The sequence below is a fragment of the Ignavibacteria bacterium genome, assembly GCA_025612375.1.
Lineage (GTDB): Bacteria > Bacteroidota > Ignavibacteria > Ignavibacteriales > SURF-24 > JAAXKN01.
Window position 1 is genome coordinate 7502 of record JAAXKN010000022.1, and the last position, 19028, is coordinate 26529.

The 19028-nt window shown below is 48.0% G+C and carries 8 protein-coding genes; 2 read left to right on the plus strand and 6 right to left on the minus strand.

Annotation, left to right across the window (positions count from 1 at the left end; genetic code table 11):
• On the plus strand, window positions 1-911 hold a 911-nt coding region (locus HF312_13195; protein ID MCU7521169.1), incomplete at its 5' end, for a hypothetical protein.
• A 127-nt stretch (window positions 912-1038) separates the two neighbouring features.
• Here the strand turns inward: HF312_13195 and HF312_13200 are convergent.
• Window positions 1039-3438: a beta-glucosidase gene (locus tag HF312_13200; GenBank protein MCU7521170.1), complete on the minus strand. Its 2400-nt coding sequence runs from the start codon at window positions 3436-3438 to the stop codon at window positions 1039-1041.
• A 466-nt stretch (window positions 3439-3904) separates the two neighbouring features.
• Window positions 3905-6184: a glycoside hydrolase family 92 protein gene (locus HF312_13205; GenBank protein MCU7521171.1), complete on the minus strand. Its 2280-nt coding sequence runs from the start codon at window positions 6182-6184 to the stop codon at window positions 3905-3907.
• Window positions 6185-6568: 384 nt separating this feature from the next.
• Here HF312_13205 and mgrA point away from each other — a divergent pair, with 384 nt between their 5' ends.
• Window positions 6569-7561 (plus strand): L-glyceraldehyde 3-phosphate reductase, encoded by a 993-nt coding sequence (gene mgrA / locus HF312_13210; GenBank protein MCU7521172.1) that lies wholly within the window; start codon window positions 6569-6571, stop codon window positions 7559-7561.
• 85 nt (window positions 7562-7646) lie between these two features.
• Here mgrA and HF312_13215 read toward each other — a convergent pair whose 3' ends face one another.
• The 4 genes from HF312_13215 to HF312_13230 form a co-directional block, all read right to left on the minus strand.
• Complete coding sequence (locus tag HF312_13215) at window positions 7647-12149, minus strand: T9SS type A sorting domain-containing protein (GenBank protein MCU7521173.1); 4503 nt, start codon at window positions 12147-12149, stop codon at window positions 7647-7649.
• A gap of 352 nt (window positions 12150-12501) precedes the next feature.
• Window positions 12502-13860, minus strand: a complete 1359-nt coding sequence (locus HF312_13220) for a sugar porter family MFS transporter (GenBank protein ID MCU7521174.1) — start codon at window positions 13858-13860, stop codon at window positions 12502-12504.
• An 81-nt stretch (window positions 13861-13941) separates the two neighbouring features.
• Complete coding sequence (locus HF312_13225) at window positions 13942-16506, minus strand: DNRLRE domain-containing protein (protein ID MCU7521175.1); 2565 nt, start codon at window positions 16504-16506, stop codon at window positions 13942-13944.
• 32 nt (window positions 16507-16538) lie between these two features.
• The gene (locus HF312_13230) at window positions 16539-19016 is read right to left on the minus strand and encodes a DNRLRE domain-containing protein (GenBank protein MCU7521176.1); all 2478 of its coding nucleotides are present in this window, start codon (window positions 19014-19016) and stop codon (window positions 16539-16541) included.
• Window positions 19017-19028 lie beyond the last annotated feature (12 nt).

Sequence of the window (19028 nt, forward strand, 5' to 3'; positions counted from 1 at the left end):
CCCCCCTGGATGACTTCGACGGGCTTACTCCTAACCAGATGGAACAGATCCTCTACCGCCCTTTTGAGAATAATACTGTCATCAAATTCGCTAAGAAGGCTATACCCGGCATCGTTGCCGAATCCCCACTTTTCCTGATCGCCTGGGACCTGCTTTCCACTCTCTCCGAAAAGAACGGCGTTAAGCTCTCTTCTAAGGGATATATGCCTTTTAAACTTGTTAAATCCATCTATGATAAGGGCTACCTGACGGATGACTTAATTGAGGACGGCGATATCGAATTCCGCTCTGAATATGACTGGCTGCTGCTCTTTGTTGTAAGACACCTTCTTCTGATTACGGAACTGGCCGAGATTAAGAATAATACACTCCTGCTTACTAAACACGGCGCGGACCTTTTTGAGCATAAAGCGGATTATACAATCTATATGGAACTCCTTAAGGCTTTCTGCCTCGGCCTCGGATGGGCCAGCACCGACTATTATCCATCGGAGGAAATTGGCCAGGTGGGCTTTATGTTTATGCTCTACCTCCTTAAAAAGTACGGCGGCACTCCGCGCAATCCCGCTTTTTATGAGGAGAAGTACTTCCGCGCCTTCCCTATGCTCACTGTGGAAGAGGATGACGATGAGGATGATGACGAGGATGATGACGATAAGATGGAGTATTCTGACCATGAGGAGGACGTGGACGAAGAGGAGGATGAGTTTGAGGCGGAGTACGTTCCGGATCCCGAGGAGGAAAGAATGGACTGCCTTGAGGTCAGGTTTTTTGAAAGGTTCTGCCTGTGGTTCGGCCTGGCCAATCTTGATATGGATTTGAAACTGCCGGGCGGGGAACCCGGTTTTGAAATGTTTGAAAACATTGGCACGGTTAAAAGAAGTAATCTGTTTGAGAGGATAATTGTCTGAGAGTGGCATACCGATGCAATGAGGCATGCCTTCGGCATGAGTGTTGTCAGGAAGTGGTTCCTGACAACACTGACAGTGGTTCCTGCCAACGCTGAAAGAAGGGCGCGCCGCCGCGCGCCCCTACAGGTTAATGTTTAATTGTGAAGCTTCCGTTTAATCTTATGTCCTCCGAGGAGCTGCCTAGCATTACGCTGAATCTGCCGGGCTCTACGGTGCGCTTCATATCGCGGTCCAGTATGCTCAGGTCACCGGGCTTTAATGTAAATTCCACAAGCCTCTTTTCCCCGGGCAGAAGATGTATCCTCTTAAATCCGCGCAGGTTCTTTACGTACGTTGTTACACTGCTTACTTCGGCGTTAATGTAAAGCTGCGGCACTTCATCGCCCGCAAGTTTGCCCGTGTTCTCTATTTCAAATGTTACTTTTATTTCACCGTCCGCACTCTGCTCTTCCGGACTTACTTTCAGATTGCTGTACTTAAATGTTGTGTAGCTCAGTCCGTGCCCGAAGGGATACAAGACTCCCTGTATGCCCGTGGGATCGCTTATGTCCGATGCGGGCTTGAACGGGAAATCCATTGGCAGCTGTCCTACTGTTTTTGGGAATGTAATGGGGAGCTTTCCGCCGGGATTGTAATCGCCGAAGATTATATCGGCCACGGCCGATCCGCCGAACTTGCCCGGGAACCAGGTTTCAATTATGGCGGGCACGTACTTATCCACCCAGTTAATTGAAAGCGGCCTTCCGTTCATAAGAACCGCAATTACAGGCGTGCCGGTCTCATAAATGGCTTTTACAAGATCCAGCTGGTAGCCCGGAAGGTCGAGGCTCGTTCTTGAATGGAACTCCCCTGTAAGCTTCTCATCCTCGCCAAGGACAACAATTGCCGCGTCAACGCCTTTGGCCATCTCCACGGCTTTATCTATTTCTTCCTTGTCCTTGCCCTTTAATTCGCGCGGCATTATTTCGCTTTCGGGCCAGGCGCTATCCACCACGGCGCAGCCCCTGGTGTATTTTATTTCCACATCGGGAAGCTTTTCCCTCAGGCCTTCAAGCACGGTTACAACGTCAACTCTGCTGGGACCGTAGCGGCAGATATTCGGCTTTTCAGCATCGGCGTTGGGGCCTGCTACAAGAATTGATTTTATATTTTTCTTTAACGGGAGTGTGCCGTTTGCGTTTTTAAGGAGCACCATCGATTTGTATGAGGCTTCCTTCGCGACTTTCAGGTGCTCTTCCGATGATACTATTTTATCGGCAAGGGATGGATTTTCGACGTAGGGGTGATCGAAGAGTCCGAGCCAGAACTTTACCCTCAGTACGTCGCTTACTCTTTTATCCAGCGTGCTTATGGGTATTGTGCCTTCCTGGACCAGTTCGCGCAAAGGCAGTATGAAATCTTCCGGGAGCGTAAAGTCGGTTCTTACATTAAGTCCCGCCTCTACCGACTGCCTGACTGCGTCCTTGGCGTCCTTAGCCACGTGGTGCTTGTTGAAGATGTACTCCACCGCCCTGCTGTCGGATACCACATAGCCTTTGAAGCCCCATTCATCCCTCAGTTTCTTTGTAAGGAATTCGCTGCTGCCTGTAACGGGAATTCCGTTATAATCGTTGTACGAGCTCATTGTGCCCATTGCATGGCCCTCGGTAAATGCGGCTTTGAATGGGGCGAGGTAGATTTCCTCAACTTCACGCGGGGTTACGTGGGGATCGGTCCTGGATGCGCCGTCGCGTCCCCCTTTGGGTACGCTGTAGACCGCGAAGTGTTTGGGAGTTGAGACAACGCCCTCCTCTTGAAGCGCCTTTACCTGGGAGATTCCGATGCGCGAGACCAGGTAGGGGTCCTCGCCGTAAGTTTCCACCGTGCGGCCCCAGCGGGGATCGCGCGCAAGGTCGAGTATGGGTGAATATATGTTTGTATAGCCTAGTATGCGGGCTTCACGGCCCGTGATATGGCCTATTTTTGAGACCAGGTCAACGTCCCATGAGCTTCCGGTTGCTATATCGGCGGGGAAAAGGGTTCCTCCCTGGTGGCAGACGCCGCGTATGCCCTCGTTAGTAAAATCGACCGGTATGCCCAGGCGCGTTTGTTCTATAAAGAATTTCTGGACGGTATTAATTGCCGAGGCGTGTTTGGATGGCGGCCAGGAGTATTGCGTATCGGCGTTTTTGCCCTCGTGGCGGCCGTCGTAGCCGTTAAGATGTTCGTCAATGTTTGCAATGCCGTCTTTCCAGATGCTACTAAGCCAGCTTTCGTTCGGGAGCTCGTCCTTAAGCACGCGGCCGAAGCCGTAGAGTGTTGCGGTCTGGCAGGTTTTTTCCTCAAGCGTCATGCGGCCTATGAGGTCCTTTACCCTTTCCTCAATATCAAGTTTGGAGTTTTCATAAGGGTCCATCACGCCGTTTTTATTCAGGTCTATCCAGTCAGTGTGGTAGATATTTAATTTTTCAGGCCGGCTGCCCTGTGCCTGCACGAGGCAGGTAAGGGATAATAAGGTAACAATCTGCAGGAAGGAGATTTTTTTCATGATGTTTCCGGTTAAATAATTTCATGGAAATTTTTGCTGGGGTAAGATAGAAAAACGAGATGCAAATGTCCAACGGTGTATGTGCGGATTGGGTACGGGATTCTAATATATGACTAGCCCGTACCTTTAGGTACGGGGAACGGATATTCACCATTTCCCTCTCTGGGCTTTAGCCCCCGATTATCCGTCCGGTTAACAGGAAAAAAATAAATGGGCTTTAGCCACAGATATTATGAATTGCCACGGACTTCAGGCCGTGGTCGGGGGCGATTCTCTCTCCCCCCCGGGGCTTTAGCCCCCGATTATCCGTCCCCCCGGGGCTTTAGCCCCCGATTATCCGTCCGGGATTGTGGCCTAAAGGCCGGGGGGGGGGGGTTGGATTATCGGCCCCCGTACCTAAAGGTACGGGCTAGTCAAAAAAATGAGAAAGCCCTCCAAGGAGGGCTCAAAAAGGCTGAACGCTGGATCATTCCGAGAACGAATACGGCATATCGCCCTTCGCCGTTCCCCTGCTTTTGTTGGGTTTACTGCTCATGCGGAATTCAAGGCTGCCGCCTTGTATCAGGTCCTGGTGCGTCAGGAAATTTTTGGTGTAGTCTTTGCCGTTAAGTGATGCTTTATCGATATAGATGTTCTCATGCGAATTGTCACTGGCTTCAATGGTAAAGGTTTTTCCGTTTTCGAGGTGGAGCACGGCTTTGCTGAATAAGGGGGATCCGAATACGTACTCCCCTGCCGCGGGGCATACGGAGTACATGCCCAAGGCTGAAAGTACATACCACGCGCTTGTCTGACCGTTATCCTCGTCGCCGCAGAGGCCGTCGGGCTCGGGAGTGTAAAGTACGTCCATTGCCTCACGCGCGTGCGCCTGAGCCTTCCAGGGCTCGCCCGCGTAGTTGTAAAGGTATATTGCGTGCTGAACGGGCTGGTTGCCGTGAGCGTACTGACCCATGCCCGCAATTACCATTTCCGTAATCTCGTGTATCTGCACTCCGTAATATGAATAGTCGAACGTGGGGGCTGAGGTAAATAAAGAGTCGAGCTTTGCCGTAAATTTCTCCCTTCCGCCCATGAGGTTCATCAGTCCCGCGGGGTCATGAAATACGGCCCATGTGTAATGCCAGGCGCATCCTTCAGTAAAGGCGTCGCCCCATTTGTCGGGCCTGAAGGGGCTCTGGAATGTGCCGCTGCTGTTTCTTCCGCGCATGAAGCCAGTGGACTTGTCAAAGACGTTTTTGTAGTTCATGGAGCGTCTGGCAAAGCGGTCTGTTTCATCTTTGGGGCGGCCGAGCGCCTGTGCGAGCTTCCATATTGCAAAGTCGTCGTAGCTGTATTCAAGCGTGCGGGCGGCGTTTTCATTGATTTTGACGTCGTAAGGCACGTAGCCAAGCGAATTGTAATACTTTACGCCGCGGCGGCCTACGGATTCAAGCGGGCCTTCATTTTCGGAGTTCTTCAGTATGGCTTCATAAAGTTTATTTATGTCGTATCCCCTTATGCCGTTAAGGTATGTGCCTGCAATAACGGAAGCCGAGTTGGAGCCTATCATGCAGTCGCGGTGGCCGGGGCTTGCCCATTCGGGTAGCCATCCGCTTTCGTTGTAGGTATTTACAAGTCCCTCCATAATATGGCTGCATAGTCCGGGCTGCATTATTGTTAGTAGCGGGAAAGCCGCGCGGAAGGTGTCCCAGAAGCCGTTATCTGTAAACATGTAGCCCGGATGAACCACACCGTCGTAGGGGCTGTAGTGGACAACTTTATTATCCTTATCCATTTCATAAAGTCCCCTTGGAAAAAGCATGGTTCTGTAGAGCGCAGTGTAGAAGGTTTTCATCTGGCTTTCGGTGCCGCCTTCAATTTCAATTCTGGACAAGCCGTCATTCCACACTTTTTCAGCTTTAGTCATGGTTTCGGTAAATGAATCGTTTCCTATTTCCCTTTTCAGGTTCAGCTCCGCCTGATCAAAGCTTATAAAAGATGAAGCGGTACGGATGTGGACTGTTTCATTTTCATTAGTTTTGAATTTTACCGCGGCCATTACGTGATCTGCTGTTTCTTCTGTTCTGCCGGGGAATATTCCCTTTTCGCTCCATGTACAGACTGAATCTATTTCCTTATCAAAATAAACGACGAAGTAGTTATGAAAGTTTTCCGGGACGCCGCCTTTGTTGTTGCGGCAGTAGCCTATTAGTTTTTTTTCTTTTGGAATGACCTTTATATATGAGCCTTTGTTGAAGGCATCTATAAGTAGGTAGGAGTTATCCGTCTTGGGATACTTTACCCGGAACTGCGCTGCGCGTTCGGTGGGGGTTATTTCAACCGAGACGTTATAGTCGCCCAGGTATACCTGATAGTAGTAAGGCTTTGCAATTTCCCTTTTATGGCTGAACCAGGAGGCGCGTTCGTCCTCAGGAAATTTAAGCGTGCCGGTAATGGGCATAATAGAGAAGCTGCCGTAGTCGCCAATCCACGGTGAGGGCTGGTGGGTCTGGCGGAAGCCTTTAATTTTATATTCATCGTATGTATACATCCAGCCGCTGCCCATTTTGCCCGTCTGTGGCGACCAGAAGTTCATAGCCCAGGGAAGAGCAATGGCAGGGTAAGTGTTGCCGTTGGAGAGTTTATAATCCGAGTCCGTGCCGACGAGCGGGTTAACCAGGCCAGCCGGGTTAATTTTTTTTGCGCCCTTATCTCCGGCGGAGACAATTGCAGTAAGCAGTAAAACAGTCATCAGGATTCTTTTCATAATACTCCCGGTATGTGTGAAAATAGTTTTACAAATGTAATGAAATTTGCGGGAATTTGTGTGCATGGGTTTTATGAATAGCCCTGACCTTTAGGTCGGGGTGGATCAATACGCACCCACACCCTCGGGCTTTAGCCCCCGATCATTCGGGGAAAATCCCGCATTGCGATGGGAAATCTGGGGCTAAAGCCCATTTGGGGAGAGGGGGAATTTCCGGTTCCACGAGCTAAAGCTCGTGGCTATTCAAAAAAATAAGAAAGCCCTCCGAGGAGGGCTCAAAAACCTCGAATCCTGCGCTTCGGGAACCTCGAACTTTGATCTATTATTCTTATATTTGGATCATTAATCCGGAATATTTTTCAAATTAAATACAGGAATTATTAAATGACTTACCTGCCATCTGCCTCCAGATATGAGGGCATGACGTATAAAAGATGCGGCAAGAGCGGCCTTAAGCTTCCTCTTATATCGCTGGGACTCTGGATGAATTTCGGCGGCGTGAATATCTATGAAAACAGCCGCAGTATGCTATTCAGGGCTTTCGACCTTGGAATTACACATTTCGACCTGGCAAATAACTACGGACCTCCCTACGGCAGCGCCGAGGAAACTTTCGGCAGCGTTATGGAACGCGACCTCAGGCCTTACCGCGATGAGCTTGTAATATCGACCAAAGCGGGCTACGATATGTGGCCGGGTCCATACGGCAACTGGGGATCGAGGAAGTACATCATTTCAAGCCTCGACCAGAGCCTGAAGAGAATGAAGCTGGATTATGTGGATATTTTCTACCACCACAGGCCCGATCCCGAGACTCCCGTTGAGGAATCCATGATGGCGCTGGACCAGATAGTCCGTTCAGGCAAGGCTCTTTATGCGGGCATTTCAAATTACAGTGCCGAGCAGACAAAAAAGGCGGTTGAGATTATGAAGGAGCTCAAGACGCCATTTATTATCCACCAGGCAAAGTATAACATGTTCAACCGCTGGATTGAGGACGGACTGTTGGATGTGCTGGATAAAAACGGCATGGGATGCATTGTGTTCTCCCCGCTGGCGCAGGGACTCCTTACAGATAAGTACCTCAAAGGCATACCCGAAGGCTCACGCGCGTCAAAAAGCTACAGCTCGCTTAAGGACCAGATTACAGACGACAAGGTTAGAAAGCTGAACGACCTGAACAATATGGCAAAAGAGCGCAACCAGACTCTGGCGCAGATGGCGCTTGCATGGACTATGAGGCTTCCGGGTGTAACTTCAACGCTAATAGGCGCAAGCCGTGTTGAGCACATAAACGACGCCATCGCCCTCCTTAAGAACACCTCGTTCAGCGAAGAGGAGATTAAGAGGATAGATTCTATTTTGTACAGCCTCTGATTTTTTGGGGGAATGTCTATGCACCCCAAAAAAAAGCCGGTCCCGCAAGGAACCGGCTTTTCTTGTTTCAGGATTTAGAGGAGTCTTACTTGAGGAGCATCATTTTCTTAATGCCCGTAAAGTTGGATCCGTCAATCCCCTTTGCTTCCAGCCTGTAAATATACATTCCGCTTGGCAGGTTAGACGCATTGAATGAAAGTATCTTATGGCCGGCAGGCATTAAGCTGCCATTCATAAGTGTTAAGACTTCCTCTCCAAGAACACTATAGATCTTCAATGTTACGTTTGCATTTGTCCTAAGGTCAAAGCTGATGGTAGTTGAAGGGTTAAACGGGTTAGGATAATTCTGATTCAGAGCATATGTTGCAGGAATCCTGGAATTTTCCTGAACTCCGTCGATCATATCCAGATCAGCCGTGCTTCTAGGAAGCAGTTCATAGCCGTCGTTAGGAGTAGCAGAAGAAGTGTACTGGCTGATGACACCCGTAATGTTAGCAGGCCACCTGATTTCTTTTGTTCCGTCTATATCGGTATCATTATCGATAAACACGATTGCCGAATCCTGATCGGCTTCAACCATGATATTGGCATACTTACCGGCTTCAGGCCAAACATTAGTGCCTGTAGACTTCTTGCTGACGTTTTTAACTCTTACAAGGCTTCCTTCATATTTTTCTGAATTGACATCCTTCAGGGATATTTCAATCGGAGCAGGAACTCTTGCATTTGTCTTGAGTACCGTAACGCTTCCTTTTTCACCTACTTCAGTTGTAAGAGGAACAAATTCAGTTGCACCCTTATACTGATCGATCTTGCCTTTTACAAGTATGCTGTCGCCAATGTTCAGCGCGGCTGAAAGTTTCTTGGCTGAATAGAGCAGTACACCTGCAGTTCCGTCAGTAATATAGTAGTTATTTCCACCGGCACTTGCGGTAAAGTCGGGTGAAACAACAATGCCTTTAGCCTTAAGTGTCTGTCCCTTTCTGTCGGGTATAAAGTCGGTGTTCAAGTCTTCTCTTGCCGTTGCCAGAGAAAGAACCGGTACAGTTACGTCTGTTGTATTTCTCGGTATAAGTATGTAACCGTCACTGAGGGTCTGCGAATTCTGTCCGACCACGCCAATGATATCCAGCGGCCATTCAGGTTCACTTGTTCCCGGCAGCTTTGTGTCGTGATCAATAAAGAGTGACAAAGAATCTGTACTAGTGCCGACAGTCAAAGTTGTGTCGTTTGAAACCGGCCATGGCACGCTTGAAGTCATTTTTGAAAGGCCTCTTACAACAACAAGATTACCTTCATACTGTTCAGACTTAAGGTCTTTTACAGTAATGACCACCGGAGCAGGGACAGAAGCATTTGCTTTAAGAACAACCATGCTTCCCTGGTCGCCAATAACGGTATCAGCAGGGGTGATTTCAGTCTGGCCGTTAAACTGGCTGATTACGCCTGTAACCTGAAGGCTGTCTCCCATAGAGAGTTCCCTGGAGAACTTCTTTGTTGAGGAAAGAACAATACCTGCCGTCTTGTCGTTTAAGAAGTATACGCTTCCTGTGTCACTGGCCGAGAGGTTGTTTGTAACTACAACAGCTGTTAACTTAAATGTCTGGCCTATTCTGTCAGGAACTAAATCTGTATTCAGGTCTTCTCTTGCCTCTGCAACTGTAGGAGCCTGAACAGGGGCCTCTTTACCCATTGTAAAGTCGGCGCCAGAGATGATGTTTACCTGTGCAAAGTGTTTTACAGTGTCAATAGAGGTCGGGAGCTGGCTCCAGACTTCACTTGACTTCTGGTGCATCTTTAATGCTGTTTCAGTTATTCCGTTTAACTCTGTAGTGGGATTATAATAGAGCTTAAGGTCAGCGTTCCAGCCCTTTACACCGCCAAAAGTTGCAACAGAGTAGTTCTTGTAGATTGAACTTCCTGCTGGTGTAGTCAGCTGGCTTCCCGGATTATAAGACAGGGCAACTGAATCAGGAAGAGTGCCTTTTCCCTTGTGCCAGGTCAGTTCACCAACTTTTTTGCCGTCAACGCCTGTAAATACAGTAGTCATGCTGTCGGCTATTGTGCCTGTTGATGTAACAGAAGGCTTGCCTGTAGCGGCGTATTCATCTGCGCCAACTGAGACAGGGCCCGAAGTTAAATCTGTACTTCTTTTATCACCGTCGATATCTGTTGTCACCTGTGCAAGCGGTGATCCCTGTGCCTTCACGAGCCATGAAGATGGTCTGATGTGGAGGTCATAAGGGCTTGCTGCGCTTACAAAAGATGTTGTAGGATCAGCAAAGAATGAATTGCTTTCTCTTGATCCCATGTTGGCAATGGCACGGTATGAAGCCATCGACTTAAATGCTACTGAGTTGTTGAAAGCGATTCCGCAATTTCCTTTAGCTGTATCAGCAAAGTATAAGTTGTTATCGCTGTTTTCTGTCATTCTTACAAACCATTCCGAACCGGTAGTATTGAAGCAGGATGAGGCAGAGACGCCGGTTCCGACTGCGCTTGTACCCATTGTGTTTACAAACGCGTTATTCTTAAGATCAAGTGTGGCAGTCTGGAATGACTGAAGATACAGACATGCTGAACGATAGCCTACGTTTGTTCCTTTTGTCACCGCAGGAGGAACCGAGTTATCGAGATAAACGGTGTTATTATAGACTTTGAATGTGCCGTTTGTGCCTGTATTTACAAGAGCTAATCCTCTTACGTTTGGAGCACCGGTGGAAGCTGAATATGGCGCCCTCAGGTCATAGATCATGTTGTTATATATCTTTACAGTTACCGGGGTTCCGGTTGCCATATTCAGATAAATTCCCTCTACTCTGGCATTACCCGTACCGGTATTGATACCGCTGGTAACGAGGTCATAGATCTTATTTCCATAAACCTGAACTTCAGTGTTATTTGCAACGTTGTTGCAGGCAATTGCACTTGCCACGCCTGTTGTTACCTGATCGCCGGCATTGTAAAGTGAACTGATTTCATTGTTACGGATAGTTATTGTACCGCCGCTTAAGTTGGTTCCGCTTGAAGAAGGATTAAACCAGATTCCATAAACATTGTTTGTAGTCATTATATCAGCTTCAATATTCTGGATCTTGTTTTTCTCTATGATAATATTACTCTGGCAATCCATTTCCAATGCGCGGATGTCGGAGCCTATACCCGGTGCCGGAATTAAAACGTTTCCAATTGTGTTTCCTGTTATAACGTTTCCGCGGTCGGGATTTACACCGTTTATACCAAATGTTTTAATTGCTGAGCGCCAGAAGCCTGTAATGTTACAGTTTTCTATTGTGTTATAGCTGGTTGTCATGCTGGTATCTGTTTCATTGGTGCTTGCGGTCCACTGCGTATAGAAACGGATGCCAATTGAACCTGCGTGGTTTACCGCTCCGGCGGTAGACTTCATATCAATTTTAAGATTTCTTAAATGATTAAATCTTCCCCCCTTAACCATTTTACCATTTAACTGGGAGTTGCCAAGGCAAACACCAAACTCGAACTTTAATGTGTTATTTGCCAGTCCGTTGTCATTTAAGGTAAGGCCCTGGATTGTAGCATGCTGGGTTCCGTCGAGGCGCACAATAGCATCGGCAGTGTAAGGACCTGAAGTGCTGTTGACGCTGCCATTCATTGGCGAAAGCACAACTGTGCCGCTTTCATTCATGAGTGTGATGGTATTGGCATCAGAAGTTCCGGCAACATCAATAAGATGGAATACGTCGTCGTAAATGCCATCGCGAACCTTAAATGTGACAGGTCCTGCTATGCCATTTACGTTCAGCGCCATGGCTGCATCGCTTAAGGACTTATAGTCAGGACTTGATCCGCCGATGCTGTATGTGCCGGCAGGAATTGGAGCTGGTGTAACGGCTTCAAAGGTAAATACCGTATTTGGATCAGGAGCAGATATTATATTGTTAAAGGTATTACCCATTGACTGGTGGTATACTCTTGGAGCTGCAGTTCCGCCGACGTTGATGCTTAAGAATTTACCGGTTGCAGAGCCGGCCTTAGTAATCACCGTATTATCGGCCAATCCTATTGAGGCGCTGCCTCCGTTTGAGCCGAGCATATTGCCGTAGACAAATTCTATTTTATTGCTCGTTTCATAAAGCTTCACCTGGAATTCTGAATTGTTTGATGTGGCTGATTTGCTCCACTTTACATTTTTCCATTCAACAGTAAGTGTGCGGTTTGGAGCGTTTCCTTCAATGAGATAGCTGATGTCTGATGTTGCGCCGACAGCTAAATCATTCCACAAAGGAGCGGCAATCTGCCTTAACACTCCATCGAGAGCATCTGCCGAGGTTGCACTGGCAAGGCCGGTGCCAAACCTCAGGAAACCGTTGGTTGAAACCTGGAACTGGGTATAGTCAGTTCCTGCATATTTAAAAGTAAAGCCGATATCGGTTGCATTAGTGTAACCCTCATCGGCTGTGGCTCCTGTGGCCCAGGTGAACTGTGTCGCTCCCGAAAGAGCAGTAAACGTTCCTGAACCCGCGGAGAACTTGTAATTAAACTGTCCAAAGATACTACATGTAAATAGTACCAGGAATAATCCCACAATTGAAAAAGTTTTCTTCATTTGGACTCCCTGAAGTAATTAAAAAAATAAGATGAATTAAAGAAAAAGACGAAAACGAAAAGTGAACAGAGCCAAGCGAACGAACAAACTAACCTTTTTCGCAACCGGAGCTTCAAAGCTCCCAGCGAGTGGAATGACCAAGTCAAAGCTATAACATTATATATTCAGTTTCAAGAGTTTGTTAATTTATTTCTGAATTGTATAGCCCATTTGGGGATTGCGGCAGAATTGTATATATACAATCAGAGAATGGAATACGGAAGCAGGAGTTATTAATGAAGGTGAAGAGAGATTAAAAAGCCTGCATTTTACCGCAGGCTTTTACTTTTCCGGTCCATCCATTTTATTCCGCTTAGTTCAGCTCTTCAGCCTCCAAAGGCACCGCCTGGAGGTCGCGCTCTATCTGCTCTAAGGATTTGCCTTTGGTCTCGGGCAGGTACTTAAGGACAAACAATAACTGCAGGAGCATCATTAAGGCAAAGAAGAGGAACGACGGGCCTCCGCCAATTGCGGGGTTTTCAGCAACAAAGGGGAACGTCCATGAAATTATTGTAGCTACTATCCAGTGCGTAGAGCTTCCCAGCGTCTGGCCTTTGGCTCTTACCTTATTCGGGAATATCTCAGAAATAAACACCCATATTACCGCTCCCTGCGAAAAGGCAAAGAACGCAATAAAGCTTATGAGATAAACGAGCATGTTGTAGCTGCCGAAATTTTTTGTAAAGAATGTAAAAGACACCATTCCAAGTGAAACTATCATTCCAAGCGAGCCCACAATAAGAAGTGTGCGCCTTCCGAAGCGGTCAATTATCGTCATGGCGATAATTGTAAAAAGGAAATTTGTAAGTCCAATGCTCACGCTCTGCAGCATTGCCGTTCCCTGCTGGAAGCCCGCCATTTCAAAAATGCGGGGGGAGAAATATAAAATTGCATTTATGCCCGAGAACTGGTTGAATATTGCAAGCAGCATGGCATATGCAACAGGTTTTTTATATTCAGACGATAGGAGTTTTTCCTTCTTTGCCCCGGCTTCACTTCTTAAGGATTCTGTAATTTCTTTAATTTCACCCTCGGCATTCTTCTCCCCTATTTTCTTAAGTATATCCCTTGCCTCTGAAATGCGGCCGCGCTTAACGAGCCACCTGGGGCTGTTGGGTATAAAGAATATGAGTGAAAGGAAGATTATTCCCGGGAAGAACGCCACGCCAAGCATCCAGCGCCATGAGCCTTCGCCAAGGGCTGAAAAAAGATAGTTTGAAAAGAATGAGACCAGTATGCCGATAACGATATTAAGCTGGAAAAACGCCACCAGGCGGCCTCTTAAGTGCGAGGGGGATATTTCAGAAATGTACATTGGCCCCACAACGGAAGAAGCCCCTATGCCGAGTCCTCCTATAAACCTGAATACAAGGAACATCTCCCAGCTGTTTGCAAGTCCGCTCCCTACTGCAGAGATGCAGAAGAAGAGGGCAATTACTATAAGTGAGGCCTTTCTGCCGTACAGGTCGGCAGGTTTGCCGGCCGAGAGTGCGCCGATTACAGTGCCTATAAGGGCTATTGCAATGGTAAACCCGTGCCAGAAGCTGTCCAGCTGGAAAAGCTGCTGAATGGCTTTTTCAGCTCCCGATATAACGGCCGTATCGAAGCCGAAAAGGAATCCGCCCAGTGAAGCGGCGGCGGCGGCAAAGAATACGGTTTTTCTTTCTTTCATAATTTCTCCGGTAGTTTGTTTAATTATTGGATTTTCTTTGGGACTGCGGTGCCGGAAGGAGTGCGCAGGAAAAAACGTTCTTTATTTTGCAAGGATGAGTTTCCTGGTATCTGTAAACCTGCCTGCTTCCATCCTGTAGAAATAAACGCCGCTAGGAAGTCCCGCCCCGTTAAATTCAACTGTATAGCTGCCCGCGGCCTTGTAACCATTTACAAGCACAGCAACTTCATTGCCGAGGATATTAAACACTTTTAACTTTACGTGCCCTGCCACGGGGACGGAAAAAGTAATTTTAGACGACGGGTTGAAGGGATTAGGATAGTTCTGCCTGAGCGCAAAGTTACGGGGCCTTTCGCCTCCGGATTCAGAAACAGCGCTTGTGTTGTCTGTAACTATTAAGAGCTCCGGTGAATTTATGGTTTCCCTCGAATAAAAGTCCACGCTTACATTGGATCCCGACTTATCCTTCAGTGCGATGCTGAGCGTTGAATCGTTCTTCTGCTCCTGGATTGCAAGGGCTGTTACGTCCCACGAGCCTGTAACGGTTTCGCTGTCTATTACGGTGCAGGAGTCGAGGGAAGTCAGGCCTATTATTGGTGAAGCCTTCCACCTGAGGTCAGACTCATGCCAGGCGTCGCCGGAGGCCTCATAAAGGTCTGCCCTTGCCTGAGTGCCTGAGGTGAGGCTTTTAGGCCTCACCTTCAGTTTCAGCGTGGCGGACAGTATGTTGCCTTTAATATCCTTCATAGGAAATTTGATGAAGGACCTGCATCTGTATGTGTCTGAGGTTCCTTCCAGGACGCGCAGACACGTATCAGCGCCGAAGAGTTTGTCGGCATACATCATTCCGCCTCTGACGTAGCCGTCTTCTGCAGGTTTTATGGTTTGAACTGAGCCGTCGGTTTTCTTAAAAATTGCCTTTACTTCCTTATTGCCGTTCATATACAATGTTTCGTTTAAGGATTTTCCGTTCAGAGCGCCCGTCCATTCAAGCAGTTCCCAGCCTGTCTCGGGCACCGCGCTAACTTTAACGTTCGTAAACTCATAAAATTCACTTCCCTGCGGGGTCACGGTAATTGTTCCGTGTTCAGCTTTTCCCGTTTTCAGTTTATAGGTATTAATTTTACTGAAGAGGGCTGTAAGTTTTATGTGAGAATTCATGGTAAGTGTAATTACTGTGTCTTTTCCCGTGGCGCCTTCGGTCCAGCTTTCAAGCTTGTAGCCCGTTTTGGGGTGAGCCTTAACGGTAACGGTTGTTCCGGCAGCGTAGTAGGGTCCCGCGGGTGTAACTTCAAGCGTACCGTTTCCAAGGGCTTCAGTTCTCAGTTCAAACTGCCCCTGAATTTCTGTAAATAATGCCGTAACGGTTTTATTTCCGTCCATCAGAATGGAAACAGGGTTCTGGTTTCCGGAGAGGCCGCCCGTCCAGCCTTCGAATTTCCAGCCCAGGTCTCCTTCGGCTTTAAGTGTAACCGTTGAGCCCGCGAGGTAGTTGGGGGCCTCGGGAGTTTTAGTTACAGTTCCGCTGCCCGTTTTATTTACGTTCAGGTCGTATGAAGTAAGCAGAACCTCTTCCGACATTTTCTGTCCAAGTCCGCAGTAAGCCTGAAGCTTTATCATTCCGGTTGTGCTGTTGAGTAAAAGGACTGCGTAGCCGGGCATATCGGCCATGCGGAAATCGGAGACAAACCCGGCTTCAAAATCCAGGTATCTTTTTCTTGAGTACGCGCCCGAGGGGTCAAAGCCCGGTTCCATGTCAACAAGGTTAGATCCGTATGTGGTGGTATAGGCCGACGGTGTATTTTTATTTCTGTTGCTTATAACGCTGTTGACCGCTATCTGTATGAAAGGCCCATAGGGCGTCTGGCGCCTCAGGACGGAATACTTATGCAGGTGGCCCGCAAGTACTATGGCGTTGTTTTTTGCGATCAGGTTCATTAGCTCGTCGCGCTTAAGTGAATCCTTCTCAAAAATGTTCCACAGCCTGCCCGAGACAGGAACAATGGGCATGTGCGTTGCAACAATCTTAAATTTTGCAGTTGTGTTGGTCAGTTCCTGCTCAAGGAACGGGATCAGGTTTCCCGTGTCGTAGCAGTCAATGCTTATTATCTTAACGTCGCCCGTGGTATAGGTGTAAAATTTACTTGTAACAGATTTACCAATCTCGTTTGTAATAAATGGGGGCACAACCTGCATGTAGGCCTCAGCCTGCCCGGGGCCGGTCTGGTCGTGGTTGCCCCTTGTAATAAGCCACGGCACCGAGAATTCCGGTGCCCTGAGGCCTCCGGTTGCGTGGCGTGCCATATTAAGCGCCAGGTCGGCTCTTCCTGCCAGGCCTTCCATCAGGTCGCCCAGCTGAATAACGCCCTGGACGTTCAGCTCAGGCTTCTGCGACATTGCAAGGATTTCCGAGATGAAATCGTCGTGGTTATTTCTTGTATTAGGAACGTATTCCTGGGTAACCTGGCGGTAGTCGTCGCCCTGTGCCGCAAGCCACGTGGAATCGTGGTCTTCCCACCAGTCGAAGTGGGTGTCGCCCATTATAATAAAGCTTTTTTCGCCGGGAGTTTGTGCATTGAGGCCGGTCAGGAAAGCCATCAAAAAAAGGCCCGTCAAAGCAATTTTATGTAGTATAATTTTCTTCATGTAATTCCTTTTTATAAAACTCTGTTATTAAATTACTGCAGGAGCATCATCTTTATGGATTTTGAAAACCCGGCGCTTTCAATTGAGCAGATATAAACGCCGCTTGAAAGTGCGCGGCCTGTTTTATCCTTAGCCGTCCACGTCTGGCTGTAGAAGCCTGCCGGGCGGTAGCCTTCAAACAGCACAGCTATTTCCCTGCCCCTGATGTCGTAAACCTTAAGTTTAACGTTACCCGGCTTTGCAAGGCTGTATTTAATTTCAGTTGCCGGGTTGAAGGGGTTGGGGTAATTCTGCTGCAGGCCGTATTCCAGGGGGATTTTTTTGCCGTTTTCCTGAACGCCTGAAGTTTCGTCCGTTATAATCAGCAGTTCAGGCGAGCCTGAGGTCTCCCTGCTGTAAAAATCAATTATGCGGTTTGTGGACTCGTTATCTTTGATCATAAATGTTATAAGAGAGTCGGCTGCGGCTTCCTGTTTAACCATACCGGTAACGTCCCATGAATAGGTCATATTGGTCTGGTTAATAATTGAATATGAGTCCAGTTCCGTTCCGGTCTGCGCGGTGCCCGTCCATTTCAGTGCGACTTCGGCCCAGGTGTCGTTTGACATATAGAAAGCGTTTGCCATAACGGGTGCGCCGTTCGGGAGTCCGTTGGGTTTTACTTTGATCTTCAGGATTGCCGAGAGTATATTCCCCTTAATTCCCTTAATGTTAAATTTCAGAAATGAGCGGCACCTGTAGCTGTCGGAAGTTCCCTCATAAACTCTAAGGAGTGTATCGGCGTTAAAATTCTTACCGGAATAGATGAGGCCGCCTCTTACGTAACTGTCCTCAGCCGGCTTTAGTTTAAGCACCGTTCCGCCCGACTTCTTAAAAACCGCTCTTGCGTCCTTTGCACAATTTATAAGGAGTGTATCGGGGTTTTTGCTGCCCGATTTGTCGCCCGTCCATTCAAGGAACTCATATCCATCTTCCGGCACCGCATTGATAGTAAGCACCGTTCCTTCCAGGACCTCATCGTCCGCGGCGTCTGAGTTTACGGATCCGTGGAGTGTTCCCCTCAGGCGGGGGTTGAACTCAATTAAATTTCTGAAATATGCCTTTAAGCTTTTGTGGGCATTCATTGTAACGGTAAATTCCAGTGCGTGCCCTAAAGAAGCGTCTTCCCATTTGTCCAGTTTAGTCAGTGAGTCACCGGGCACGGCTTTAACCTTTACCACTGTACCCGCGTCGTAATATGGTCCCGGGGGGTCGAGTATGATCTCACCTTTTCCTTCCGTTTCAGCCCTCAACTCGAACTTTCCCTCAACCGGGACGAACTTTGCGGTTATGTATTTTGTGGTATCGACTTTAATTACTGTGGGATTTTGGGTACCGGTCACGTCTCCTGACCAGCTGTCGAACTTCCATCCCAGGGCTCCTTTGGCCGTAAGGGTAACCAGGCTGTCCTTAAAGTGCACCGTATCGTCGGGGGTTTCATAAACCGTTCCCTGTCCAACAATAGTCTGATTTATCTTAAAGCGTTTAAGGCTGGCATAGAGGTTAGAGATCTTGAAGTTTGCCTTAAAAGTTGTCTGGTCCATCACCCTGCTGTCGCTTGCGCGTATGTGTTTAAGGTACATTGTATTGCCGTCCATTTCGAGCTCTGTATAGCCGTAGTAGCCCGATTGTGCCTGATCGAAAGAATAGTCTACCAGGTAGGCGTTTCCGTCCTTATTCTCGTCAACGCTCATCAAAGGGGCGCCGCTGTTACCTGTAACGACGGTTGTCACGCCGTTTTCGGGGTCAACCGGGGGGTTCATCTGCCCGTTCATATTCATTTTCTTGGTTCTGACGTATATATGGGCGTGGCCGTTAAAGATCACGTCGCATCCGTACTTGTACAAAGGCACTCCCCATTCCTTGTGTATTACGTCCTCGTAGACCTTTGCGCCGAAATTAAATATCGGTTTATGCCATATTACAAAAAGCCACGGTTTGGGGTTGTTCTCAATTGCATCCAGAAGCACCTGTTTCTGCGGGCCGGTGTATGAGTCCTCCGTATTCATCAGGACGAACCTGGCATTCTCATAATCGAAATAGAAATATTTTCCGTCATTGCCCATTTTGGCCTGGCCGGGGAGGTACTTGTTCCAGTTGGCAAGGCCTGTAGACATCAGTTCGTCGTGGTTTCCAGAGACAGCCATGTATTTTGGGGGAAACTGGTCCTGCCCTGTGCCGCCCAGAATTTCATTGCAGGATTTCTGCCACGTATCCCAGAGGGTAGTTGAGCGTCCGTCTTCAACCACGTCGCCAACGTTAATCATGAATTTATAGTCGGGAGTATTTTTCATTATTGCCTGAAGCACTGAGCGGTGGGCATCGTCGTTGGTGCGTGTATCGCCGTAGCAGATCCATTTCCACTTTGTTGTCTGTGCATTAACTTCAGCAATAGAAAGCAGCATTATTGTTAAGAGCAGTAATTTGCAGCTTAACTTTTTAGGGATAAAATCCAACAGCTTTTTCTTCATAACTTCTTCCTT